The 24,750-nt window shown below is 51.3% G+C and carries 17 protein-coding genes; 9 read left to right on the top strand and 8 right to left on the bottom strand.

What is annotated here, in order from left to right; translation table 11 throughout:
- Positions 1 to 406 precede the first annotated feature (406 nt).
- A complete protein-coding gene (locus JTN23_RS21875) occupies positions 407 to 1,315 on the bottom strand; it encodes a DUF72 domain-containing protein (protein WP_247237202.1) in 909 nt (302 codons plus the stop codon).
- A gap of 258 nt (positions 1,316 to 1,573) precedes the next feature.
- On the opposite strand from JTN23_RS21875, the gene JTN23_RS21870 reads away from it, so the two are divergent.
- From JTN23_RS21870 to JTN23_RS21835, 8 genes are all read left to right on the top strand, one after another.
- Positions 1,574 to 3,052, top strand: a complete 1,479-nt coding sequence (locus JTN23_RS21870) for a M14 family zinc carboxypeptidase (protein WP_247237201.1) — start codon at positions 1,574 to 1,576, stop codon at positions 3,050 to 3,052.
- A 227-nt stretch (positions 3,053 to 3,279) separates the two neighbouring features.
- Positions 3,280 to 6,096 (top strand): TonB-dependent receptor, encoded by a 2,817-nt coding sequence (locus tag JTN23_RS21865; RefSeq protein ID WP_247237200.1) that lies wholly within the window; start codon positions 3,280 to 3,282, stop codon positions 6,094 to 6,096.
- 54 nt (positions 6,097 to 6,150) lie between these two features.
- Positions 6,151 to 7,470 carry a beta-helix domain-containing protein gene (locus JTN23_RS21860; RefSeq protein WP_247237199.1) on the top strand — a complete coding sequence of 440 codons (1,320 nt, stop codon included), beginning with the start codon at positions 6,151 to 6,153 and terminating at the stop codon, positions 7,468 to 7,470.
- 370 nt (positions 7,471 to 7,840) lie between these two features.
- Complete coding sequence (gene rseP / locus JTN23_RS21855; protein ID WP_247237198.1) at positions 7,841 to 9,157, top strand: RIP metalloprotease RseP; 1,317 nt, start codon at positions 7,841 to 7,843, stop codon at positions 9,155 to 9,157.
- 93 nt (positions 9,158 to 9,250) lie between these two features.
- Entirely contained in the window at positions 9,251 to 9,751 is a 501-nt protein-coding gene (locus JTN23_RS21850; protein WP_247237197.1) for a DUF6702 family protein, read from the top strand.
- A gap of 145 nt (positions 9,752 to 9,896) precedes the next feature.
- Positions 9,897 to 12,413, top strand: coding sequence for an endopeptidase La (gene lon, locus JTN23_RS21845; RefSeq protein WP_247237196.1), 2,517 nt, complete (start codon positions 9,897 to 9,899; stop codon positions 12,411 to 12,413).
- Positions 12,414 to 12,534: 121 nt separating this feature from the next.
- Positions 12,535 to 14,043, top strand: a complete 1,509-nt coding sequence (locus JTN23_RS21840) for a tagaturonate reductase (RefSeq protein WP_247237195.1) — start codon at positions 12,535 to 12,537, stop codon at positions 14,041 to 14,043.
- 145 nt (positions 14,044 to 14,188) lie between these two features.
- Entirely contained in the window at positions 14,189 to 15,382 is a 1,194-nt protein-coding gene (locus tag JTN23_RS21835) for a DUF748 domain-containing protein (protein WP_247237194.1), read from the top strand.
- A 99-nt stretch (positions 15,383 to 15,481) separates the two neighbouring features.
- Here the strand turns inward: JTN23_RS21835 and JTN23_RS21830 are convergent, their stop codons facing one another.
- The 6 genes from JTN23_RS21830 to JTN23_RS21805 form a co-directional block, all read right to left on the bottom strand.
- Positions 15,482 to 16,150 (bottom strand): bifunctional 4-hydroxy-2-oxoglutarate aldolase/2-dehydro-3-deoxy-phosphogluconate aldolase, encoded by a 669-nt coding sequence (locus tag JTN23_RS21830; RefSeq protein WP_247237193.1) that lies wholly within the window; start codon positions 16,148 to 16,150, stop codon positions 15,482 to 15,484.
- 34 nt (positions 16,151 to 16,184) lie between these two features.
- Positions 16,185 to 17,183, bottom strand: coding sequence for a sugar kinase (locus JTN23_RS21825; RefSeq protein WP_247237192.1), 999 nt, complete (start codon positions 17,181 to 17,183; stop codon positions 16,185 to 16,187).
- Between the two features lie 81 nt (positions 17,184 to 17,264).
- A complete protein-coding gene (locus JTN23_RS21820) occupies positions 17,265 to 18,626 on the bottom strand; it encodes an MFS transporter (protein ID WP_247237191.1) in 1,362 nt (453 codons plus the stop codon).
- 167 nt (positions 18,627 to 18,793) lie between these two features.
- Positions 18,794 to 20,227, bottom strand: coding sequence for a glucuronate isomerase (uxaC, locus tag JTN23_RS21815; RefSeq protein WP_247237190.1), 1,434 nt, complete (start codon positions 20,225 to 20,227; stop codon positions 18,794 to 18,796).
- A gap of 47 nt (positions 20,228 to 20,274) precedes the next feature.
- On the bottom strand, positions 20,275 to 21,468 hold the full coding sequence (gene uxuA / locus JTN23_RS21810) for a mannonate dehydratase (protein WP_247237189.1): 1,194 nt from the start codon (positions 21,466 to 21,468) through the stop codon (positions 20,275 to 20,277).
- A 73-nt stretch (positions 21,469 to 21,541) separates the two neighbouring features.
- Positions 21,542 to 22,150, bottom strand: coding sequence for an RNA polymerase sigma-70 factor (locus JTN23_RS21805; RefSeq protein WP_247237188.1), 609 nt, complete (start codon positions 22,148 to 22,150; stop codon positions 21,542 to 21,544).
- Between the two features lie 279 nt (positions 22,151 to 22,429).
- On the opposite strand from JTN23_RS21805, the gene JTN23_RS21800 reads away from it, so the two are divergent.
- Positions 22,430 to 23,458 carry a LacI family DNA-binding transcriptional regulator gene (locus JTN23_RS21800; RefSeq protein WP_247237187.1) on the top strand — a complete coding sequence of 343 codons (1,029 nt, stop codon included), beginning with the start codon at positions 22,430 to 22,432 and terminating at the stop codon, positions 23,456 to 23,458.
- On the opposite strand, the gene JTN23_RS21795 is transcribed toward JTN23_RS21800, so the two are convergent.
- Complete coding sequence (locus tag JTN23_RS21795; protein WP_247237186.1) at positions 23,451 to 24,728, bottom strand: DUF349 domain-containing protein; 1,278 nt, start codon at positions 24,726 to 24,728, stop codon at positions 23,451 to 23,453. The two genes, JTN23_RS21800 and JTN23_RS21795, sit on opposite strands and share 8 nt — an antisense overlap.
- Positions 24,729 to 24,750 lie beyond the last annotated feature (22 nt).

The raw sequence follows: 24,750 nt of genomic DNA, 5'->3' as shown, positions 1-24,750 counted from the left end.
CGCTGCCTTAGAGTAAGGCTAGCATTTTTATGGAGTTTCATAACCAACATAAACTATAAATTTTATACCAAATATTCTATAACCTTAGTAACCAGTACAATTAGGTATTAGCTACGGGTTCTTGTTCAATAAAACTTACCCGTAGTACTTACTAAGTAACTATCCTTTCCCAATAATGGCCGGTGGCGGTTGGCCGCTGCCATCAGGTTAAGGTAAAAAACGAAGCCCGACTCTGAAAAGAACCGGGCTTCTGGGGTACTATGTATTCAACCTTATTACACCTTTACTCGCAAAAACACATCACCCGATGGACCCGATTGTAAGCAATCGATGGTGGAGATGATATGTTCCTGCGTTTGTCATGGCACAAAGGTAGAAAAACTTTGCAAGAGCGATGCATAAATTTTCAAAAAAGAGAACCTTGTATGGGCTGAATCCGGATCGAAGGTTCTTCTAAAGATAATCCTATTTGCTGGTTTAGCTGCTCCACCCAGTATTTGGTGAGCTCGGGGGCCAGCAGGTTTTCGCCGCAGTGTATAAATATGTAGGCCGTCTGCAGTCCCTGCTCAAACCACTCCCGCAGCCGCTGCACCCAGGAGTCGGTGCGGGTGTAGTCGGTTGGGTGCAGCTCGTGGCCGACAAAGCGAAGAGCCGCTACCGGCGTCGAAAGGCCCATATGCAGCACGTCGCGCCGTCCGGCTACGTCGGTAAGTATAGTACCCGCCCCCAATTCGTGCAGGGTCTCCAGTACCCGGTGCCAGCGGTACTCGTCTATAAACCAGGCCGCATGCCTGAACTCAATGGCTATAGGAAACCCCTGAGGCAGCGCTTTCAGGAAGCGGATCAGCGTGGGCAGCCGGGCCGGATTGAAGGCCGGTGAGAGCTGCAGAAAGGTAGTACCCAGGTTGTCTTCAAAGCCCAGTACCGACTCCACAAACTGATTGGTAAGCAGGCTAACGCCTAGGAGCTGCGCCTCGTGGCTGATGGCCTGCGGCCATTTGGGACAAAAGCGAAAGCCGGAAGGTACCGTCTCCCGCCAGCGCTTCACGGTATCAGCACTGGGTATCTGGTAGTAGGTACTGTTGAGCTCAATGGTATTGAACTGGCGGGAGTAGTGGTACAGGAAGTCCTTATCTTTAGTATTGACGGGATAGATCTTGCCTACCCACTCCTTATTGGCCCAGATCGGCGGACCTATGTATACCTGCCGGGTAGCGGTACCCCCGCTATTAGTCAGGACCAGCGCCGTGTGAGGGTGGTCGGGCGGGAGCGTAAAATCTACCTGCGTTATATCTTCTACTTTTCCGAAATCCATACACCCTATTATTATATAGTGTCTATCCTACCAGCGTAGCCCCTGTACCTTTTCCAGAGTACTAATAACGATTTGTCGATCCTTTGGGATTACAAGCTGATGTAAATTTAAAGAGTATCCGGCAGATAAATAAAGGCTGACTATCATAGCAACCCATTCACAATGATTACTTTTGTAGGTCCTATCTGATGTGTAAGAGAAACCCTTTGGACCAATGGTCAGGTATACCCCCTCCCGTTGGTGACATCGAATAAATGTATGAAAGCTCTTTTATCTGTTGCTATGTCTGTACTTGCTGCTTCTGCGACGCTGGCCCAGCCTACTGAACTGGCGCGTCGCCTGCACGATACCCACACTACCTACCGCGAAGCTTCCCTCACCCAGCGCCGATTCAAACACAATGATGTGCAGGCCCTGATCCAGCAAAGGGAGGGAAACCCCCTATACGAGATCACCAAGGTCGGAGAATCGTACGAGGGGCGCGACATACGCATGGTCAAGGTCGGACGCGGTCCCCACAAGGTACTGCTATGGTCGCAGATGCACGGTGATGAGCCGACCGCTACCATGGCTATCTTTGATATATTCAACTTTCTGGAGGCTCGCAACGATGGCTTTGATGGGTTCCGGAAGCAGTTGCTGGATAGTACCACGCTGTACTTTGTGCCGATGCTCAACCCCGACGGAGCCGAGCGCTACCAGCGCCGTACCGCTCAGGGAATCGACATGAACCGCGACGCCCTGTACCTGCAGACGCCCGAAAGCCGGATACTGAAAGGGTTACAGCAGAGCCTGAAGCCCGAGTACGGATTTAACCTGCACGATCAGAGCCCCCGCTACTCCGCCGGACGCAGCCCTAAGGTAGCTACCATCTCCTTCCTGGCTACGGCCTACGACTACGAGCGCTCGATCAATCCGGTGCGGGAGCGCTCCATGCAGCTGATCGTACGGATGAACCGGATGCTGCAGCACTTTATACCCGGGCAGGTAGCCCGCTACGCCGACGACCACGAGCCTCGTGCCTTTGGTGATAATGTGCAGAAATGGGGGACAACGCTGATCCTGATCGAGTCGGGAGGCTACGCCGGGGACCCCGAGAAGCAATACATCCGCAAGCTCAACTTTGTGGCGATCCTGTCGGCGCTGGGTGCTATTGCGGACGAGTCACTGACGCAGGAATACCGCAACGACTACTACCATATCCCCGAAAACGAAAGGTACTTATTCGACCTCCTGATCCGTAACGCTACCGTGAGGCAGGGGGGAAAGCAGTACCGGACCGATCTGGGTATAAACCGAAATGAGGTGAACTATGCCAATGCCACCAAATTCTTCTACCATAGCAAGATCGAAGAGTACGGCGACCTTTCGACCCATTACGGCAGTCAGGAGATAGATGCTACGGATTATGTCATAGAACGCGGAAAGGTATACCCTACCCCTTTCAAGAACATGACCGAACTGAGCAAGGTAGATTCCTGGGAGCTCCTGAAGCAGGGCTATACCTACGTGACCCTCACCCCCGATGCCAACACACGTACCCTGGGCCTGTACTTCACGGTGCATCCGCTGCATGTACTTCGTAAAGGCCAGGTGTACTCAGGACCAGTACAAATGGGCGAAACGGCTTCCTTTATATTAAGAAAAAACGGTAAGGTACGCTACGCGGTAGTAAATGGCTTTGTGCACGATGTGCAGGAGCCGACGAAGCGCTTAGGAAACGGTATTATCGAATAAACGGAATAGTATAATGTACTTAAAGGAGCAGAAGCAGCTGATGTTTCTGCTCCTTTTGTTATTATTCAAATCTGTTTTTGCACAATTTAAGTATCGCCTAAAATATTGAAATACAATATTTTAGGCGATGTTACCGAAATAATAGAGCCGTAATACTGGCTTAACATTCAGGTAATATTGCCCCTCTACTTTTGTGGCACGTAACATATAGTTTACTGACACCAAGTATGAAAAAGCATTTCTTAACTCTCATTTTCAGTGTTTTAACAGCGGCCCTGGCCGTTGCTCAAACGGGCTCTATCAAAGGTACCATAGTTGATGCCAAGACCAAAGAAGCCATCATTGGCGCGAGCATCCTGCTTAAAGGTACTACTCCTCCCCTGGGATCTTCCAGCGACATCGAAGGTAACTTTGAAATCAAAAACGTACCTACCGGAGCCCAGACTGTCTTGGTAAGCTTCGTGTCGTACAAGACAAAAGAAATTCCGGTAACGGTTTATCCCAACCAGACAGTACTTATTAATACTACCGTTGAAGAAGACGTTGCTACCCTCGAAGAAGTAAAGATCACCGGTCAGCGTCAGACTTTCACAGATGTGTCAGTAATTACCGAGATCAAGCAGGCCGAACAGATAGCCGTAGGTATCTCGGCCCAGCAGATCCAGAAGTCACAGGACCGTGACGCTTCTCAGGTTATCCGCCGCGTACCCGGTGTGTCCATCCAGGACGACCGCTTCGTCATCATCCGCGGACTGAATGAGCGCTACAACACCGTAATGCTCAACGACGCCATCACACCTTCCACCGAAGTAGACGTAAAATCTTTCTCTTTTGACCTGATCCCCAGTTCCGCCATCGACCGGATGCTGATCTTCAAATCAGGTTCTGCTGAGCTACCCGGCGAGTTTTCGGGTGGTGTCATCAAGATATATACCAAGACTATTCCCGACGAGAATGGTCTGAGCCTCAGCCTGACCTCGGGCTACCGGAGCGGTACTACCTTCCAGAATGTACTGTCCCACCAGGGCTCTTCACTGGATTGGGCTGGCTTTGGAGCCGGTGACCGTAAACTCCCCTCTTCGTTCCCTTCTACCAGGAGATTGACCAGCGAAAACATACCTTCTGAGCGCTCTATTGCTGCTTTCCGTAACCTGCCTGACTACTTCACTGCCAAGAATATCACAGCCGTACCTGACCTGCGGGCTTCACTGGGCTACAACGCCAAGTTCTTCGTAGGAGATAAGAGGCTGACTACTTTCAACAACATCAGCTACTCCAACACGCGTCAGGCCATGCCAGTGAGCCAGTTCCGCTACCTGTCGTTTGATCAGCAGAAGCAGGAGTCGCTGCTATGGGTAAACTACAACGACCAGCAGTACACCGAGAACGTTCGCCTGGGTGTGATGTCTAACTGGGCCCTGATCCTGAACCCTAACCACAAGATCGAATTCCGCAACCTGTTCAACCAGCTGGCCAACAAGGAAACTACCTTCCGTCAGGGATTCACGCAGGAGAACGGCCGCGAAGTACAGAACTACGCTTTCCGTTACGAGTCCAAGAGCATTTACTCTGGCCAGTTGAGCGGTACCCACGACCTGTCTGACCTTACTACGGTACGCTGGACCGGCGCCTTTGGGTACACACACCGCGAGGAGCCCGACTACCGTCGCTTCGTATCAAGCCGCAACATAGGTTCGGATGAGCCCTTCACCGTAGAGGTAGTACCTGGAAGCAACGCCAGTCTGGCCCGTACCGCCCGCTTCTACTCTACACTTAACGAGTACACTTCATCAGGAAGAGCTGACGTAGAGCACCGCATCAACCGCAGCGGCTTCGAAGGAGACGAGAAAATGCAGATCAAACTGCGCGCCGGAGCTTACGCTGAATACAAAGACCGCGCGTTCCAGGCCCGCTGGTTCAACCTGATCAACCCGGGTGGTGTATCGCAGGAAATCCTGAACCAGTCGCCCGAGCAGCTGTTTGACCAGAGCAACATCGCCACTGACAAACTATACTACGGCGAGCGTACCAACTTTGACGACCGCTACACCGCTCAGAATATGCTGACTGCCGGTTACGTAGGAGCTTATATACCTTTCTCTTCTAAGTTTAACGTATCGCTGGGCGCCCGTGCCGAGTACAACCACCAGAAACTCCAGAGCCGTCAGCGTGGATCAGGTACCCGCATCAAGGTTGATAACCCTATCTTCCGCCTGCTGCCTTCGGTGAATATGGCCTATAACTTCACCGAAAAGACCCTGCTACGTTTGGCATACAGCTCGACCGTCAACCGTCCTGAGTTCCGTGAATTGGCGCCGTTTACCTACTATGACTTTGCTTTTGATGTGTCGCGGGTAGGTAACCCCAACCTGAAGACGCCTTCAATCCAGAACGTAGACCTGCGCTACGAGTGGTACCCACGTGAGGGTGAGGTAGTGTCGGTAGCTGCCTTCTATAAGCACTTCAAGAATCCGATCGAAGCTCGTATCCGCTACGCTGGTTCAGGAGTATCGTTCTACGTAGATAACGCCGAGGAAGCGTACGCTACCGGAGCCGAGCTGGAAGTACGCAAGTCACTCAAAGACATTACCAACTCTGGCTTCGTCAGCAACCTGACCCTGCTTCTGAATGCCTCAGTAATTAAGAGTGATGTACTGACGGGCTTTGCCGGACAGGAGAATAACCGCCAGCTACAGGGTCAGTCGCCCTACCTGATCAACTCGGGTATCTACTACAACGATGTGAATCGCGGCTGGCAGGTCAACCTGCTCTACAACGTGATCGGTCGCCGTATCTTCCTGGTGGGTGACAAGGAAATCCAGCCTACTGTGTACGAAATGGCCCGCAACGTAATTGATGTGACAGTTATCAAATCACTGGGTCAGCGCCTCGAACTGAAGCTGGGTATCCAGGATCTGCTTAACCAGCCTTTCCGCCTGATCCAGGACAGCAACCTCGACCAGAAGATCACGAACATAGACGAGCCTTACCAGACCTACCGTCGCGGCTCGTACTCGACCATCGGTCTGAGCTACAAATTCTAAGAATACCCTAACTAATTATACACTTATCAGTCAGATTGTTAAAAACAAAAACACATGAAAAACCTAGGAAAACTGTTTAACCTGTTGCTAGTGGGAATGCTCATGACTGCATTCGTCGCATGTAATAATACGGATGATGATGATGATGATATTGAAGTGCCACCGGTAGGAGGTACCAATACCGTCACCGGTAAAATTACCCAGAATACTACCTGGACCGCCAACAACAAGTACGTTCTGAATGGTTTTGTATATGTAGAGAATGGCGCTACCCTGACCATCGAGCCAGGTACTATCATCAAAGGTGACAAGGCTACCAAAGGCTCTCTGATCATCCAGCCAGGTGCCAAGATCATCGCCAACGGTACTGTTGAGAAGCCTATCGTATTTACTTCCAACCAGCCTAAGGGCCAGCGTGCTGCCGGTGACTGGGGAGGAGTGATCATCCTGGGTAATGCTCCGGTTAACAAAACTCCGGCTGTAATCGAGGGAGAGAATATCTCAACCTATGGTGGTACTAACGCCGCTGATAACTCAGGTAGCCTTAAGTACGTTCGTATTGAGTTTGCCGGTATCGCTTTCGAAACTGACAAAGAGATCAACGGTCTTACTTTCGGTGGTGTAGGTACTGGTACTACTGTTGACTTTGTACAGGTTTCGTACAGTGGCGACGACGCATTCGAATGGTTTGGTGGTACTGTTAATGCCAAGCACCTGATCTCATACCGTACGCTGGATGATGACTTTGATACTGACAACGGATACAGCGGTAACGTACAGTTTGGCTACATCCTGCGTGATCCTAAGGTAGCTGACCAGGCTGGGGACTCTAATACCTTTGAGTCAGACAACGATGCGGGTGGTTCTGATGCTACTCCTAAGACCAGTGCTAAATTCGCCAACGTTACCTCTACCATTGCTGCCGGTGACCTGGACTCTAAGTACCGCTCAGCTATGCGTATCCGTCGTAACAGCGAGATCTCTATCTACAACAGCGTATTTGCTGGTGCATTCCCAACCGGTATCGAGCTGCAGGATAAAGTAGTTGATAACTACAAAACTGGTAAGATGAACATCCAGGGGGTGGCTATCCAAGGAGCAGTTACTCCTATGAAAGGTGTAGATACTGCCATGTTCGACACTGCTGCTAATAAGAATAAAGTATATACCACCGTAGCTGAACTGTTGCTGCCTTCTTCTTTCAACTCTATCTCGGCTCGTCCAAGCGCTATTCCTCAGGCTGGATCGCCTCTGATGGGCAATGGTGTAACACTTCCTGCCGGATTTGAAGCTACTACCTACGTAGGTGCTTTCGGAGCTACTGACTGGACTCAGGGCTGGGCTAACTTCGATCCTCAGAATACAGACTATTAATAGTACATAAAGCTTTAAGATAACATCTTATATTGGTGTCAGATTGATAAAAGGCCGGGGACGTTGCTCCCGGTCTTTTTTGTTTTGTTTGATTTGCAGGTAGTAGTAGGGCTCTTACGCCGTGTAGACCAGAAAGAGGAGTACCACTTACAAACTCCTGATGCAGAATATAGATAACCTTTACAGACTAAATCAGGGCTTTTGCGTAACTTTACCGATTGGATTTACGTTCTTTGATGGGAAGCCTGCTTGCAATATATTACAGGCTCAAAATACGTAAACTCTTACTAACTAACGGAGGTAGCGGGCGGTAATCTGAAAAGAGCTATTACCCTCTGGTACCTGCATTTTACTATTTATAAAAAACTGAATGGAAGTATTGATTATGGCCGGACAGCTCATTCTGGGCTTGTCCATACTAGTAGGCTTACATGAACTGGGGCACCTGGTAGCCGCCAAGATGTTCGGGATGAAAGTGGAAAAGTACTTTATCGGCTTTCCACCCAAGATATGGAGTATCCAGCGGGGGGAAACGGAATACGGCCTGGGGGCGGTACCGCTGGGAGGTTTTGTGAAAATATCCGGTATGATCGACGAATCGCTGGATACCGACCAGATGAACGCGGAGCCGCAGCCGTATGAGTTCCGGGCCAAGCCAGCCTGGCAGCGTCTGATCGTGATGCTGGGAGGTATTATTGTCAATGTCATCGTAGGTATTATCATCTTTATTGCTATTTCCTACAGTACCGGTGATCGGTTCCTGTCGCGTGAGGAGGTAAACCGCTACGGTATTGTAGCCGGTGAACTGGCCCGCGAAATCGGCCTTCAGACAGGTGATAAAATTGTAAAGGTTAACGGTAAAGATTTCAAGGATTTCAGCGAAGCGGTAGGCTCGGATGTATTTCTGGGTAGCGGTAGCTACTACACCATACAGCGCAACGGTAGTCTGGTAGATGTTGATATTCCCAATGATTTTATAGAGAAGCTCTCTGATCCCGAGGCCCGTGGAACCTTTATCCGTCCGGCCGAGCCGTTTGCGGTGGGAGAGGTAGTGGCCGGGTACCCGGCTGAGGAGGCTGGTCTCAAAGCCGAAGATCGTATTGTGGCGGTCAACGGTAAGCCGATCCAGTTTTTCCACCAGCTGCAGTATGCACTTGACTCCCTGAAGGGCAAAACCGCTAACCTGACGGTACAGCGTGGCGGGCAGCAAGTTACGCTTACTTCTAAAGTTACTCCCGAAGGTACACTGGGCTTCCAGGCCAAGAGCCTACTCAACTATACTACCGTTGACTATACCCTTGGTCAGGCTATGGTAGTAGGTACCAAAGAAGCCTTCGGAGTCGTTTATAATAATATCAAAGGCTTTGGAAAGATTTTCCGTGGTGAAGTGTCGGCTTCCAAAGCCATCAGTGGTCCGATCGGTATCGCCCGTATGTTCGGGGGAGTATGGGATTGGGGTCGTTTCTGGTTCCTGACGGGACTCCTGTCAATGGTACTGGCCTTTATGAATGCGCTGCCCATACCGGCGCTTGATGGTGGCCATTCGGTGATACTCCTTTATGAGATGGTATCAGGCCGTAAGCCTTCGGACCGCTTCCTCGAAAATGCCCAGAAGGTAGGAATGGTACTCCTGCTGGGGCTGATGGCTTTCGCTATCTTCAACGACGTCTGGAAGGCGGTTTTTTAAAAGCAATACATGTGAGTGCCTACGACAGCCCACGCCACTTACCGGGAGCGCGGGCTGTCGTAGACGTATCTGACAGGCTGCAACTAGCTGGCTATGACGAAAAGAGTAACACTACTATTGGCTTTGGGTATACTGGCCCTCTTTGTGGCAGCCAGAGCTGTACACGAGTACCACGTGAGCGTGACGCAGATGCAGTATAATCCAGCCCAGAAGTCCCTGGAAATTAGTATACGGGTATTTACGGATGATCTGGAGAAAGCCTTATCTGTAGAAAACAACAACCGGCGCTTCGTGGTAAACAACAACGACCAGAACGACCCTTTTGTAGAGAAGTATCTAAGGAAGAGTTTTGTGCTTATGGATGCCAGACAGCAGGTGCGTCCTTTTCAGTACGTGGGGAAAGAGCAGGAAGCAGATGCTACCTGGATCTACTTGGAAGTACCGGCTCAGGGTACTATTGATGGCTGGATGCTGCAGAACAATTTGCTGATGGATGTGTTCAGTGACCAGATGAATATGCTGAACCTTAAGCTACCCACCGGTAAGAAAACGATTTTATTCAAAAAAGGACAGTCGTTGCACCCGCTTCAGTAGTCAGCGTAGAGCCATGTCAGTAGTAGGACAGGGCCATGACAAATGCATGGGTGGTACGGCTATTTTATCGTTAGTATACCCCGCTAATTAATTATATTTTATTGTAAATTGGGAAAAGAATCTCTGTCAGCCTGACAGAATGCCTATGAAGTTTGAAAATTCTGATCTATACAGTCGGATATTGATGTCTGACGCCGACCTAGATAGCCTTGAAATTGTACCACTGGGTGGGCCCGAAGGCTCTGATGAGCCGTTTGATGTCCCCGAGGAGCTCCCCATATTGCCAATCCGCCAGACCGTACTATTTCCGGGGATGGTCATTCCTGTGACCGTCGTACGGCAGAAAGCCATCCGGCTGGTTAAGAAGATCTATCGCAATTCGGAGATAAACTCCCGGATCCTGGGAGCGGTTACACAGGCCAAGCCCCTTAAAGAAGATCCATCCGCGGACGACCTGTATAAGGTAGGTACCGTAGCGCATATCCTCAAAATGATCACCCTGCCGGATGGTAATGTGACCATTATTGTACAGGGACGGCAACGCTTTCATATCAAAGACATCCTGCGCGAAGAGCCTTATATTACGGCGAAGGTTGAAGCCATTGAGGATTCATTTGCCAATGCTAACCGTAAGGAGTCCAAGGCCCTGCTGCAGTCGCTGCGCGATGGAGCTCACCGCATCATGCGACTAAACCCGGAAATACCCCAGGAAGCCCGTATTGCGCTGGATAATATTGAAAGTCCCATCTTCCTTATTCATTTTCTGTCGTCTAACCTCAACGTGGAGGTGGTAGATAAGCAGCGGCTCCTGGAAGAGACCAATGGACAGAAGCAGGCTAATCTGCTGCTGCAGTTCATGATGCGCGAGATTGAAATGCTCGAACTGAAGCGGGAAATCCAGACCAAGGCCAGCTCCGACATTGACCAGCAACAGCGTGACTACTTCCTGCGTCAGCAGATCAAGGTACTGCACGACGAGCTGGGCATTGATAGTCCGGAGCGCGATATGGATGAACTGCGCATAAAGGGAAGCCAGAAAACCTGGCCCGCCCCGATACGTCAGCATTTCGAGAAAGAACTAAGCAAGCTGCAGCGCATCAACCCCATGGCACCGGAGTACCCGGTTACGCTCAACTACCTCGAGATGATGGTTGATCTGCCCTGGAACCAATATACCAAAGACAACTTTGATCTGGTGCGGGCTCAGAAGATACTCGATGCCGACCATTTCGGCCTTGAAAAAGTAAAAGAGCGTATCATTGAGTACCTGGCGGTACTGAAGCTCAAGAATAACATGAAGGCGCCTATCCTGTGTCTGTACGGGCCTCCGGGTGTAGGTAAGACTTCCCTGGGTAAGTCCATAGCTAAGGCGCTTAACCGGGAGTACATCCGTATGGCGCTGGGTGGAGTACACGATGAGGCCGAAATACGCGGCCATCGCAAGACCTATATTGGTGCTATGCCCGGTAAAGTCATCCAGAATATTAAGAAGGTAGGTTCATCCAATCCGGTCTTTATTCTGGACGAAATAGATAAAGTAAGCTCTGACTTCCGGGGTGATCCGGCTTCGGCACTGCTGGAAGTACTGGATCCCGAGCAGAACTCGTCCTTTACGGACAACTACCTGGAAGTAGAATACGACCTTTCGAAGGTACTCTTTGTGGCTACGGCCAACTCCCTCGAAACCATTCATCCCGCCCTGCGCGACCGGATGGAGATTATCGAGATGACGGGCTATACCATTGAGGAGAAGCTTCAGATCGCTAAAAAGTACCTGGTACCCAAGCAGCGCAAAGAGCACGGCCTGAAGTCGACGGACGTAAAGGTGGAAGACAAAGCCCTGCTCCGCATTGTGGAAGGCTACACCCGTGAGTCGGGAGTACGTATGCTCGAGCAGAAAGTAGGCGCCCTGATCCGTAAAATAGCCAAGGCGATTGCGATGGAGCAGGACTACCCTAAGGTGATCAAAGAAGAGCATGTAGAAAAACTGCTGGGGGCCGAAATATTTGATAAAGACTTGTACCAGGACAACGATATAGCCGGTGTAGTAACGGGGCTGGCCTGGACGTCGGTAGGAGGCGAGATTCTCTTCATCGAGTCAAGCCTGAGCCGGGGCAAAGGTAGTCTGACACTTTCCGGGCAACTGGGAGATGTCATGAAGGAATCGGCTATCACGGCTCTTTCGTACCTGAAAGCGCACTCGGAAGACTTTGATATAGATTACCGCATCTTCAATAACTACGACCTGCACGTACACGTACCGGCGGGTGCTGTACCTAAGGATGGTCCCTCGGCGGGTATTACCATGCTGACCTCCGTGGCCTCTATATTTACCCAACGTCGCGTGAAGCCTTTTGTGGCCATGACGGGTGAGATCACGCTGCGTGGAAAGGTACTTCCGGTAGGAGGTATCAAAGAGAAGATCCTGGCGGCACGCCGGGCCGGGGTGAAGGAAATTATCCTGTGCGTCAAAAACCGCAAAGACGTAGAGGAAGTACATCCTGATTATATCAAAGACCTGAAATTCCACTACGTAGATACTGTAGACGAGGTACTGGCCGTAGCGCTGCTGCCCGAGAAAGTATCAAACCCCATCAAGTTTGTACTACCCGAGGAGAAAAAAGAACCCGAGGATAGTATGATCAAGGTGAACGTAGTATAAGGGGGTATAGACTCAAACGATACAGCGAACGGCGTGCCATCAGGCACGCCGTTCTGCATGTAGTAGGGGTTAGATTTGCCAAAGAGCGTCTTTCAGTATAAACACATTTACTTGCTTATCTATGACGCGCCTTACCCCCCAGTTACTGATACAAAAGCCTGAGCTATGCCCTGATGCCGAGCGACTACTGGCTTTACCCGAAAAAGTAGTTCAGTTTGGTACCGGAGTCCTGCTACGCGGATTACCCGATTACTTCATAAACAAAGCCAACCAGCAGGGCATCTTCAACGGACGAATTGTGGTGGTAAAGTCCACCGATCGGGGCGGAGTGGATGCCTTTGCCGACCAGAGCAACCTCTACACCCAGTGCATCAGAGGCATAGAGGAAGGCGCTCCGGTTGAGGAGGATATCATCAATACTTCCGTTAGCCGTACGTTGTCAGCCCGTACTGAGTGGCCTGCTATACTCGAATGCGCCCGCAACGCCGACATCCAGATCATCATCTCCAATACGACCGAAGTAGGTATTCAACTTACTGATGACGACCTGCTGGCTTCACCGCCCGCTTCGTTTCCGGGTAAGCTGGCGGCATTTTTGTGGGAGCGTTTTAATGCCTTTGCCGGCTCGCCGGAGAGCGGTATGGTCATTGTACCTACCGAGCTGGTACCTGACAATGGTCCCAAGCTACGTGAGATCGTGCTCGAGCAGGCGCGTCGTCACGCGCTGGGTGAGGCATTTACTACCTGGGTAGTGGAGCACAACCAATTCTGTAGCTCCCTCGTAGATCGCATAGTACCCGGACAGCCCGATGAGGCTACTCTGGCCGAACTGACGGAGAAACTTGGCTACCAGGACGACCTGCTCATCATGTCGGAGGTATACAGGCTCTGGGCCATTGAAGGCGACGAAAAGGTACGCGCCGTACTTAGCTTTGCCGAGGCCGATAAGGGGATTATTATTGAACCCAACATAGACCTGTACCGCGAGCTCAAGCTACGTCTGCTCAATGGTACCCATACGCTGTGCGTAGGCTTGTGCTACCTGGCGGGACTGGAGACGGTCAGGGAGAGTATGGAGACTGCCGAGACCGAGCGCTTTATTACCGAGCTGATGATGGACGAGCTGGCACCTGCCATTCCCTACGAGGTAGATCTTGACCGCGCCCGCCAGTTTGGGAAGGACGTGCTCGACCGCTTCCGTAACCCATTCATCCGCCACCAGCTCATCGATATTACGGTACAGTATACCGCTAAGATGCGCATGCGCAACATCCCCACGCTACTGAACCACTATCGCCAGCAGAGCGAAGTACCAGTACGTATAGCCCAGGGGTTTGCGGCCTATCTGCTGTTCATGAAGGCAGTCGAGGCTGTCGATGGCAAGTACTACGGCCTGCGTAATGGAGTAAAATATCCCATCCGCTGTGACTCAGCTGACTACTTCCACAATATGTGGCAGCAGTACGGTGCTGATCGGGCCAGGCTGGTAGAAGTAGTGCTGTCGGATACGCAGCTCTGGGAGAGCGACCTGACCGCCCTGCGGGGCTTTAAGGAGGCTGTAACGGAGAATTTGCAGGTACTGGAAGCCCAGGGCGCCAGGGTGCTCCTGACCGCCGAAGTCGCTTCCTAGGTACTACCATACGTTTATACGTTATCTAAATTCTATGAAGAGTTACAGGTAGTTGCACTGGCACACTTTTTTGTAAGATTCTTTGCATGTGATCTTCTCCTGCGTTGTGGGAGAAGATTTTTTTAACTAAACCATCAAAGAAGCTTTGAGAAAGTCTGTCAAGATATTGCTGGGGCTGGTAGTCTTACTGATTATTGCCCGGCTTTTGCTTCCCTACTTTGTAGTACGCTACGTCAATAAAGTACTCTCCGAAATGGATGGCTATACCGGCCGTATTGAGGATGTAAACATATCTCTATTACGCGGAGCCTACCAGATTGAGGGTATGAATATCCAAAAGGTAAATGGCCAGGTGAAGGAGCCATTTATTAAGATCCCTTTGACCGACTTATCCGTAGAGTGGGAGTCACTCTGGAAAGGAAAGCTGGTAGGTGAAGTAATCACCTATAACGGGGAAATAAACTTTGCTTTCAGTGAAGACGAAGGCTCTAGTCAAACAGGGGTTGAAAACGACTGGACGCAGGTTGTAAAAGACCTGATGCCGATCGAGATCAACCGCTTCGCCATAGTGGATGGCCAGATCGACCTGACCAATGTGATCAGTCAGCCCGGTACGGATCTATCCATGAAAAACTTCCAGCTTCAGATTGAAAACATCCGGAATGTCGAGGAGAAGGGAGCGCGCCTACCCTCGCCGGTCAGAGCTTCCGGCGACCTACAGGGATACGGCGGAAAGCTGAACTTCAAAGCAGATATGAACCTGCTTAAGAAGATGCCCGACTTAGACTATCAGCTCAATTTTGATAACGTACAGCTGGTAGAGCTTAACAAACTAGCCCGCGAGTACGCAGATATTGACTTTGAGAAGGGGACCATCAGTATCTACAGCGAGCTGGCGATGTATGATGGAAAGCTGGAAGGTTACGTAAAGCCTCTCACCAAAGATATGCAGATATTTAAGCTGAAGGAGGAGAACAATAAGGAGGAAAAACGGGGTGTCGGAGGATTTATCAAAGAACTTTTGGCAGAGGGAGGTAAAGAGATCCTGGAGAATCAGAAAAAGGAACAGGTGGCTACTAACATACCTCTGCAGGGGGATGTCAGTAATGTCAATACCAGTATCTGGCCTATACTTGGGGGAATGGTCCGTAATGCCTACATAGAGGCCTTCAAGGCCGAGTTTGATAACTCAGTTCAGTTCTATGATCTGTTCAGTTCGTCATCGAATGAAAAAGGTGGTAGCTCCAACGCTACGAATAAAGCTAATGATCGAAAGCAGCGTCGGGAGCAGAGAAAACAGGAGCGAAAGGAGAGAAGAGAAGAGAGGAAGAAAGGATAATAGTATCCAGAGCGGCTTCCGCCTGATGATATGTATACTAGAAAGAGCTATGGCCTTAATGACCATAGCTCTTTTTGTAGCTTCCTATATTTAGCGGCTCTAGGATCTGATTTCCTTCACCAAACTAATACACTCTGCGACTTTATCCGTGATCCAGCCGTAGTTGCCACTAGCCAGTACATCCTTAGGGAACAGATGTGAGCCAAGTCCTACACAGTAAGCACCAGCGCCCAGCCACTCCTGCAGGCTCTCCCGCGTAGGCTGTACACCTCCGGTCACCATCATGCGCAGGTGGGGCATTGGGCCACGGGCGGCTTTCACAAAGCCAGGGCCTACCACTTCGCCCGGAAATACTTTTACTACTTCAGCACCGGCCTGCTGGGCCTGGAAGATCTCCGTCAGCGTAGCGATGCCCGGCAGCCAGGGAATTCCTGCTTCTGAGCATACCCGGCCTACCTCCGGATTCATGAAAGGGGCTACGACAAAATCGGCCCCGGCATCAATGAATCGGCGAGCCATATCAGCGTCATAAATAGTACCAATGCCGAGCGCCATACCCGGCAGGTGTTCCTGTACGTACTTCAGGAGCTCAACAAATGTATCGTAGGCGTTTTCGCCGCGGTTGGTAAACTCAAATACGCGGGCGCCCCCGTCGTAGCAGGCTTTTAGTACTTCTTTAACAATACCTGAATCAGCATGGTAGAAGAGGGGCACGATGCCCACTTCCTGCATAAGAGTAATGATTGTGTCTTTATCAATAGCTGCCATAAAATCTGTTTAATTGGATCAGGTACCGTGTTTACTACCGTTTGATGCGTCCCGAAGTGTCACCCTGCCGGATGGCCTCTACCTCTGCTTCGGTAGATACCAGGGCATCTCCTTCAATGGTATGCTTGAGAGCCGAAGCGGCCACACCAAATTCCAGCGCACGCTGCTCATCATTGAACGTGAGCAGGCCGTGGATGAGTCCGGCTATGAACGCGTCCCCACCGCCTACACGGTCGATGATGGGGTTGATTTCAATATCTTCGGTTTCCAGTACTTTATTACCATTCCACATAGAAGCCCGTAGCAGGTTATGGCTGGCGCTTACAGAAGTCCGGTGGGTATCTACTACCCGGCTTACCTGCGGGAATGCTTCGTGGAGACGCTGGCAGGACTCTTCAAAAGTGGCACCCGGCTCTATTCCGAAAATATCTTTAAATATAAAGGGGCTACCTACCACCAGGTCGGTACCTGCCGTTAGTTCGGGAAGTATTTCGGAGGGCTTTTTCCCATACTTCCACAGGTTGGAGCGGTAGAATATATCACCGGATACAGTCAGCCCGTACTTGCGGGCCGTACGAATACCCTCCAGACAGGCATCGGCCGCCGCCTGTGACAGAGCCGGAGTAATACCTGCCCAGTGAAACCACTTGGCATCTTTCAGGATATGGTCCCATTCAATCTCGGCAGGATTAAGCTCGGCGAAAGAAGAGAACTGGCGGTCGTAGACGATCTGGCTGGGACGCATGGCCACTCCCGTTTCGAGGAAGTACACAGCGATGCGATTGCCGCCGTACAGCATGTGCGAGATATCTACGCCGTGGTAACGCAGGTAATGAGCTGCCGCGCGACCCACGGGTGTATCCGGAAAGCGGGTAACGTGGGCGGTGGAGTGGCCCCAGTAAGCGAGTGCGGCGGCTACATTGGCCTCGCCTCCCGCGTAGGTGACATTAAACTGCTGAGCCTGTTCGAAACGAGCGAAACCGGGCGTACTAAGCCGCATCAGTACCTCGCCAAAAGTAATAATCTGAGCCATTGTGTTGCTTTAATCGTATATATACAGAAAGAACTAATTTACTGGCCTGGCCAGCAAATTAGTTCTTTCTATTAAACAGTCCTATTCTGCTTTTTTGATGGGTTCCAGACGGGGCATGATCAGCTGGATAATACCCAGTGCGATCAGGTAAGCTACCGAAGCAATTATGAACAGAGGTACGTAACCCACACTTGCAATAATCTCCCCAGATGCAGCCGCAAATCCTACCCCTCCGATAGCACCGGCCATACCGCCGATACCGGTAGCCGAGGCCACCATATTCTTGGGAAACAGGTCAGAACCAAAGGTATAGAGGTTGGCCGACCAGCCCTGGTGCGCCGAAGCTGCCAGCGAAATCAGCGCAATAGCTATATAGATGTTATTAGTAATTGACGCAAAGAAAATAGGTACTACACAAAGCGCGCAGATGAGCATAGTAGTCTTGCGGGCTTTGTTGAGCGACCATCCCATTTTCATAAATTGGGTAGACAGCCAGCCGAAGAACACGCTACCTACGTCAGATACCAGGTAAATGATCAGGAAAGGAATACCAATGGTTTTCAGGTCCAGCTTCTGGTCCAGCGCTTCGTTGGTGTTGAAGAAGTCAGGTAACCAGGTCAGGTAGAACCACCAGATGGGGTCAGCCAGGAATTTACCCACCATCAGTGCCCAGGTCTGGCGGTAGCTTAACATTTTGATCCAGGGTATCTTTACCTGCGACTGCTCATGATCGGCGTCGCTGTTGATATAGGCCAGCTCTTCTTTACGTAGATTTTTGTTTTCTTCGGGCTTGCTGTACAGAATCCACCAGAATATCAGCAGAAAAGCGCCCAAAGCTCCCGTAATCAGGAAAGAAGCCCGCCAGCCAAAAGCCAGCGTCAGAGCCGGAATAGACAGTGCCGTCAGGATAACTCCAATGTTAGTACCAGCGTTGAAAATACCGTTGGCCAAAGTACGCTCCTTCTTGGGAAACCATTCTGATACGGTTTTGATAGCGGCCGGAAAGTTAGAAGCTTCGCCAAGCCCCAGTAGTCCCCGCATAAAGCGCAGCCCCATGATAGAGCCGACAAAGGCGGTACCAATACCGGCGATACTCCATACAGTAATCCCCAGAGCGTAGCCTTTCTTGGTACCGATGCGGTCGATCAGCCAGCCGATCAGGATAAATCCGAACATGTACATCAGCTTAAAGGCTGAGTCCACATAACCCATCTGTATCTTGAACTGCGCAATGGCCGCTTCGGTAAGCGGTTGATTAGCGGGCAGGCCGAGCATATCCTTCTTGAAATTATCATCAATCATCGTGAACGAAAGCACGTTCCGGTCGATGTAGTTGATGACGGTAGCGAAGAATAACAAGGCTACGATTCGCCAGCGATAATTACTGGCAGGCTTGGGAATCTGTGGGGCCTCGGCAGGAGGAGTGACAGGCTTGGTAATCATGCGAGATTAAGGTAAAGGTTGTAAACTCACCACAAGAGGTCAATAAGCCGCTGGTAGTGTATCCGGGTTTAGTGTCAGCAAAGCGGACAGGCCAGCCTGTCCGCTTTGTATATAGTGAGTAGCATATAAGCGCGTATTTCCCTAAATAAGGAGCAGGGAGTACATACCTACCCTCTAAATCCAAAGTAATTCTTGGCGTTGTAGTAGCAGATATCCTGCACCAGTTTGCCCAGCCAGGGGAGGTCATTAGGCAGCTCTCCGTTCTCTACGTCAGTACCGATGAGGTTACACAGGATGCGGCGGAAGTACTCGTGGCGTGGGTAGGAGAGAAAGCTGCGCGAGTCGGTAAGCATACCTACAAAACGGCTCAGCAGCCCCATGTTGGAAAGCGCGTTCATCTGGCGCTCCATGCCATCTTTCTGATCCAGAAACCACCAGCCCGAGCCAAACTGAACCTTACCCGCTACACTGCCATCGTTGAAGTTACCGATCATGGTGGCGATAATTTCGTTGTCCGAGGGGTTGAGGTTGTACAGGATGGTTTTGGCGAGCTCGTTGCTGGAATCGAGGCGGTCGAGGAAGCGGGTCAGGGCCTGGGCCTGGCTGAAATCGCCGATAGAGTCCCAGCCGGTGTCAGGACCCAGCTGACGCATCATGCGGGAGTTGTTGTTGCGCAGGGCGCCCAGGTGGTACTGCTGGGTCCAGTCGGAGGCAGCATCCCACTGAGCCAGCCAGTATAGCATCGCCGACTTGAACATCAGCGACTCGGCCGGGGCAGGTGCTTCGCCCGCCAGTACCTTCGCGAAGGTGGCGGCTACGGTAGCCTCATCAAAGTCGGCGGCATATACCTGCTCCAGACCGTGATCGGAGAGGCGGCAGCCCATCGAAGCAAAGTAGGCATGGCGGCTACGCAGTGCCTGCAGGTACTCGTCCAGCGTCCCGATATCCTGTCCCGCTGCTACCGATAGCTTGGTTACGTAGTCGGCAAAAGCCTTGGGCTGGTCGATAAGGAGCATGGCCTTGTCGGGGCGGAAGGTAGGCAGTACCTGTATGTCAAACTCTTCGTTCCGGAGTTGCTGGTGGGCCTGCAGGGCATCCACCGGGTCATCCGTAGTACATACTACTTCTACATTCATCCGGCGCAGCAGACTACGCACACTGTACTCCGGCTGCTTCAGCTTGGCCGAACATTCCTCGTAGATATCGCGGGCGGTATCTTTATTAAGAATAATATCTATGTCAAAGTACCGCAGCAGCTCCAGATGGGTCCAGTGGTAAAGGGGGTTACGCATGGTATAGGGTACCGTCTCGGCCCATTTCTCAAACTTCTCCCAATCGCTGGCATCGCCGGTACAGTAGCGCTCATTGATGCCGTTGGTACGCATGGCGCGCCACTTGTAATGGTCGCCATATAGCCATACCTGCGTCAGGTTTTCAAACTTAGTATCATCGGCTATCTGCTCGGGCGACAGGTGGCAGTGGTAGTCAATAATCGGCATTTGCTTGGCATACTGGTGGTAGAGATGCCGGGCCGTTTCGGTGCGAAGCAGGAAATCTTCCGTCACGAAGGTTTTCTGCGCGGTATGTTGAATGACAAACATCGAAAAGTGGATTTAATCGTTCCTACTACTATCTATCTACGTGCTGGCTATATAAGGCCAGACCTTTCTATTCCCATTTCCAAACCTCTCAGCTCAGCCAGTCCACGCAGACGTCCGATAGCCGTGTAGCCGGGGTTAATCTTCTTGACGGAGTTGAGGTCGTCGAGCATACGGTGGCCGTGGTCGGGGCGGAAAGGCATCCGCAGGTCGCTTCTGCCACTGCTTTGCCGGCGTTTCTGCTCCGTCAGGAGGGCTTTCATCACTCCGTACATATCTACGTCGCCTGTCAGGTGATCGGCTTCATAGAAGCTGCCGTCAGCCTCGCGGCGGGTTGCCCGCAGGTGTATAAAATGGATACGGTCGCCGAGTCGCTCTACCATACCTACCAGATCGTTGTCGGCGCGTACGCCGTAGGAGCCCGTACAGAAGCATATACCATTAGCCGGTATATCACACGCCTGCAGGAGCTGACGGGCGTCCTGCTCGGTACTTACTACCCGGGGCAGTCCCATGATCGGGTACGGAGGGTCGTCGGGGTGGATTGAAAGCCGTATGCCTGCTTCGGCCGCAGCCGGTGCTATCTCCTGCACAAACAGGTACAGGTTCTCGCGCAGCCTGGCGTCATCTACATCCCTATAGGTATCCAGTACCTCACGGAACTCCTCAATGGTGAAGCTTTCCTCTGAGCCGGGTAGTCCGGCTATGATGTTGCGGGTAAGTTTGCGCACCTCTTCGTCGGTGGCTCCATCCAGCCATGCACGGGCTTTCTGCTTCTGCTCATCGCTGTACTCCTGCTCGGCTCCTCTGCGCGATAGTATGTAGAGTTCAAAGGCCGCAAAATGCGTAGCGTCAAACCGCAGGCCCGTAGAGCCATCCGGCATGGGAGCGTCCAGATCGGTGCGGGTCCAGTCGAGTACGGGCATGAAGTTGTAACATACCGTATCGATGCCGCTCCGCCCCAGGTTGTACAGGGTCTCCTTATAGTTATCTATGTATTCCTTGAAGCGTCCGGTGCGGGTCTTGATGGCTTCGTGTACAGGTACACTTTCTACCACCGACCAGGTGAGTCCGGCCTCTTCTATGGTTGTTTTACGCTTTAGTATTTCTTCCTCACTCCATACTACACCATTGGGCAGGTGATGGAGCGCTGATACGATCCCTGTAGCACCAGCCTGCCGTACATCCGGAAGTGATACCGGATCATTGGGGCCAAACCAGCGCCAGGTTTGTTCGAGAGCCATTCTGAAAGTAGTTCGATTAGTAAAAAAATAGATTCACAAAAAGAGGACGAAAGTTACGTCTCTTTACCCGCACTTAAGCTACCAGGCGATTTTCGGGTACGCGCTCACGTAGTACCTTCAGCGCGCGGCCCATCTGGGTTTCTACGGTTTTGACGGAGATCTGCAGGCGCTCGGCAATCTCGCGGTAGCGCAGGCCTTCTTCACGGCTCAGCCGGAATATAACCTGGCACTGGCGGGGTAGCTCACTGATGCAGCCTTCAACCCGGTCATAGAACTCATTGAATGCGATTTCCTCAATAGGGGTGTAGTGGTCAGCGTGGGTGCTATTCCACTGTACCGAGTCCAGCGAGTCGCGCTCCCGGCAGCGGTACGAGCGTAGCTTCAGGTAGTCCAGCGCCTGGTTGCGTACAGCCCGGTACATATACGCCTCAAACGACGTATGTACCTCTATCTGCTCCCGGTTTTTCCATAGCTTCACAAATACATCCGCTACTACCTCTTCGGCGATCTCCCGTACTACCACTACGCGCATCGCATAGGTACATAGGCTGCGGTAGTGGCGCGTAAACAACTCACGAAAGGCGGTATAATCGCCTTCCCGAACGACTTTCCCGAATAGTACCTCCATACCACCTGTCCGGCGCGAGGTAAAAGAAGCTGAAGCAACAGCAGTGATTTCCATGGTAACTGTGAGGTAAGGAATAGTAATTTTTTGCGAAAACGATTGAATGGCTCGGGTAGATTATAGAGTATAATCTTACTGAGATTACACAGGAAGCCGTTGATATGCAAAAAAACTTCTTGAAAAAAAGCAAGAAATCTACGCAACCGTTCCCGGAACCGTTCCCGGAAGAGCGTCTTTTTCCGGGAAATTTTATAATTTTCGATATATTGCGGTTAGACTGAGCTGCTGGTCAGGCAAATGATAATTTGAGATAATTGTACTATTACAATAAAATACATGGGTAAGGCCTCTGTTACCATCAAAGAAATTGCGCGCGAACTGAATGTTTCGAAATCAACGGTGTCCAGAGCGTTGCGGGATAGCTCCGAAATAAGCGAGGATACCAAGCAGCGGGTGCTGGAGCTGGCCCGACAGCTCAACTATTCGCCTAACCCCATCGCACTCAGCCTGCTGAAAAACCGAACCCATACCATCGGCATCATAGTACCTGACATAGCCAATGCGTTCTTCTCGTCGGCGATTGCGGGGGTAGAGGATGTAGCCTACAGCCGGGGGTACCACGTGATGATCTACCAGAGCCACGAATCGTACGAGCGGGAGTTAATAGATACGCGGCACATCGCTACCCGGCGGGCGGATGGGCTGGTCGTGTCGCTCGCCAGCAGCTCCGAGCGCTACGATCACTTCCGGGAGCTACAGGAAAAAGACATTCCGGTGGTGTTCTTTGATAGAGTTACCGATGCCATCACTACCCATAAGGTACTGGTAGATGATTACAAGGGGGCTTTTGAGGCTACTGAGCATCTGATCAAGCGGGGATGTAAGCACATTGCTCATATAGCCGGACCTCCCAAGCTCTCCATTAGCCGCAACCGGCTCAACGGCTACCGGGACGCTCTGAATAAGTACGGATTTCCTTTTCGGGATGAATGGGTGGTATCCAGCGAGTACAACCAGGCCGGAGGTACTGAGCGGGCCTACCAGCTGATGGCGCTTCGTGAGCGGCCCGATGCTATCTTTGCCGCTTCGGACCGGATTGCACTGGGTGTACACTGGGCCCTTCGGCAACTGGGCTATCGCATGCCCGAAGATGTCGCACTGATTGGCTTCTCAGATCTGGCGATTTCGTCCCTGCTGGACCCGCCGCTGAGTTCGGTAGCTCAGCCTTCGTTTGAGATAGGGCAGCAGGCCGCCGAGCTATTGCTGGAACTGATCGAAAGCAGAAACACCCCGGTCTCTTTCGAAACCAGGGTGCTCAAGACAAAGCTTATGGTACGTAAGTCTTCTATGAAAGAGACTAGCTGAGAGAGTCCAGTTTTCTCTGGAACTCGCGCAGGATGCGGTCCTTCATGGCAACTTTACGCTTCTGAATATTTAGCTTACCCAGTAGTTGCTTATCCTGCTCTTCGTCGCCGGTCAGCATACTTTCGGTACTTTGCGTAGCCAGCTCAAGGTCACTCCGCTCGCGCTTCACGAGCCACTCCATCTCCCGGATCTGGGTGCGGAGCTGCTCTTCTTCACTCTTAAGCTCAAAAGCCGGGTACTTGCGGTGGATCACCCGCGCCAGGTAGCTCAATTCAAATATCTTATCGCAGGTAGAGCGGAACTTCTCGGCCATATCCTTATCCACCAGTTTGAAAGGAATCTTGATGTCCTTCCACTTGCTCAGCAGTACTTTGGCCTGCTCTGCCGCTACTACTATATTTTCATTTTTAAGGAGTGACTCCGCCTGGGCAAGCAGCTTTTGCTGCTCCAGTACGCGGGGGTCTACCTTTACCTTCGGCTCGATACCTTTGGCCGCGTTATACTTATCGTAGAACAGCTTAAGGAAGTGCCGGTAGGCTTTATTGATCTTGAAGAATTTCTTGGGAGGTACTTCTCCTATGGTATTCCAGGCCTGGCGTATATCGCGGGCCTTCTGGTAGGAGGCATCCAGGTCATTGCCCCAGTTGAGCTGCTTGGTCTGCTTGATGAGTCGCTCGTAGGCGTCAATCCGCTCCTGAATAACCCTGTTCTGCTCGGCGAAGAAATCGCGGCGACGCTGGAAAAAATCATCAAGTACTCCCTGAAAAGCAGTTTCTACTTCTTCCTGGTACTCTTTGTCTACCGGCCCGGTCCTGATCCACTTGGCTTTTACCTCCTGAATCTCGTCCGTTGCCTTTTGCCAGTCTTCTATGGCCGCAGCGGTTTTGGCATCCTCAATGAGGGCGCGCTTGATCTCAAGGTTTTTAAGCTGGTTGGAATAGATCAGATCCGTCAGGTAGGCTTCTGCTTTGTCGAGTCGTTCGAGCAAAGGAATAAAGTCACCGATGGCATCAAAGCCAATCAGTTTGCGACGTAGCTGCATCAGTTTGGTAAGGTACGATCCTTTGTTCTGAGCCTCAGCTACTTCCTCTTCCAGTTGGGCCACCTTACTTTCGGCAATCGTGAAACGATTCTTAAAGTAATCAATGGCTTCCTGTTCTGTTCGCTTCACTTCGCCAATCTGCCGATCGGGGTACTCCAGGTACCCCTTTAAAAATACTTTGCCGTCTTTGACGTAACCGTATTCATCCATTAATGTGGCATTTTCCATTATTTCACTTTTTATCTGCTTT

The sequence above is a fragment of the Telluribacter roseus genome (assembly GCF_017355915.2).
Classification (GTDB): Bacteria; Bacteroidota; Bacteroidia; order Cytophagales; family Spirosomataceae; genus Telluribacter.
This window is presented reverse-complemented; position numbering and strand designations above follow the sequence as displayed.

What these genes read in the sequence shown, in the direction of transcription:
- JTN23_RS21875 (WP_247237202.1), bottom strand. Translation starts at nt 1,315, where the DNA reads ATGGATTTCGGAAAAGTAGAAGATATAACGCAGGTAGATTTTACGCTC.
- JTN23_RS21870 (WP_247237201.1), top strand. Translation starts at nt 1,574, where the DNA reads ATGAAAGCTCTTTTATCTGTTGCTATGTCTGTACTTGCTGCTTCTGCG.
- JTN23_RS21865 (WP_247237200.1), top strand. Translation starts at nt 3,280, where the DNA reads ATGAAAAAGCATTTCTTAACTCTCATTTTCAGTGTTTTAACAGCGGCC.
- JTN23_RS21860 (WP_247237199.1), top strand. Translation starts at nt 6,151, where the DNA reads ATGAAAAACCTAGGAAAACTGTTTAACCTGTTGCTAGTGGGAATGCTC.
- rseP (WP_247237198.1), top strand. Translation starts at nt 7,841, where the DNA reads ATGGAAGTATTGATTATGGCCGGACAGCTCATTCTGGGCTTGTCCATA.
- JTN23_RS21850 (WP_247237197.1), top strand. Translation starts at nt 9,251, where the DNA reads ATGACGAAAAGAGTAACACTACTATTGGCTTTGGGTATACTGGCCCTC.
- lon (WP_247237196.1), top strand. Translation starts at nt 9,897, where the DNA reads ATGAAGTTTGAAAATTCTGATCTATACAGTCGGATATTGATGTCTGAC.
- JTN23_RS21840 (WP_247237195.1), top strand. Translation starts at nt 12,535, where the DNA reads ATGACGCGCCTTACCCCCCAGTTACTGATACAAAAGCCTGAGCTATGC.
- JTN23_RS21830 (WP_247237193.1), bottom strand. Translation starts at nt 16,150, where the DNA reads ATGGCAGCTATTGATAAAGACACAATCATTACTCTTATGCAGGAAGTG.
- JTN23_RS21825 (WP_247237192.1), bottom strand. Translation starts at nt 17,183, where the DNA reads ATGGCTCAGATTATTACTTTTGGCGAGGTACTGATGCGGCTTAGTACG.
- JTN23_RS21820 (WP_247237191.1), bottom strand. Translation starts at nt 18,626, where the DNA reads ATGATTACCAAGCCTGTCACTCCTCCTGCCGAGGCCCCACAGATTCCC.
- uxaC (WP_247237190.1), bottom strand. Translation starts at nt 20,227, where the DNA reads ATGTTTGTCATTCAACATACCGCGCAGAAAACCTTCGTGACGGAAGAT.
- uxuA (WP_247237189.1), bottom strand. Translation starts at nt 21,468, where the DNA reads ATGGCTCTCGAACAAACCTGGCGCTGGTTTGGCCCCAATGATCCGGTA.
- JTN23_RS21805 (WP_247237188.1), bottom strand. Translation starts at nt 22,150, where the DNA reads ATGGAAATCACTGCTGTTGCTTCAGCTTCTTTTACCTCGCGCCGGACA.
- JTN23_RS21800 (WP_247237187.1), top strand. Translation starts at nt 22,430, where the DNA reads ATGGGTAAGGCCTCTGTTACCATCAAAGAAATTGCGCGCGAACTGAAT.
- JTN23_RS21795 (WP_247237186.1), bottom strand. Translation starts at nt 24,728, where the DNA reads ATGGAAAATGCCACATTAATGGATGAATACGGTTACGTCAAAGACGGC.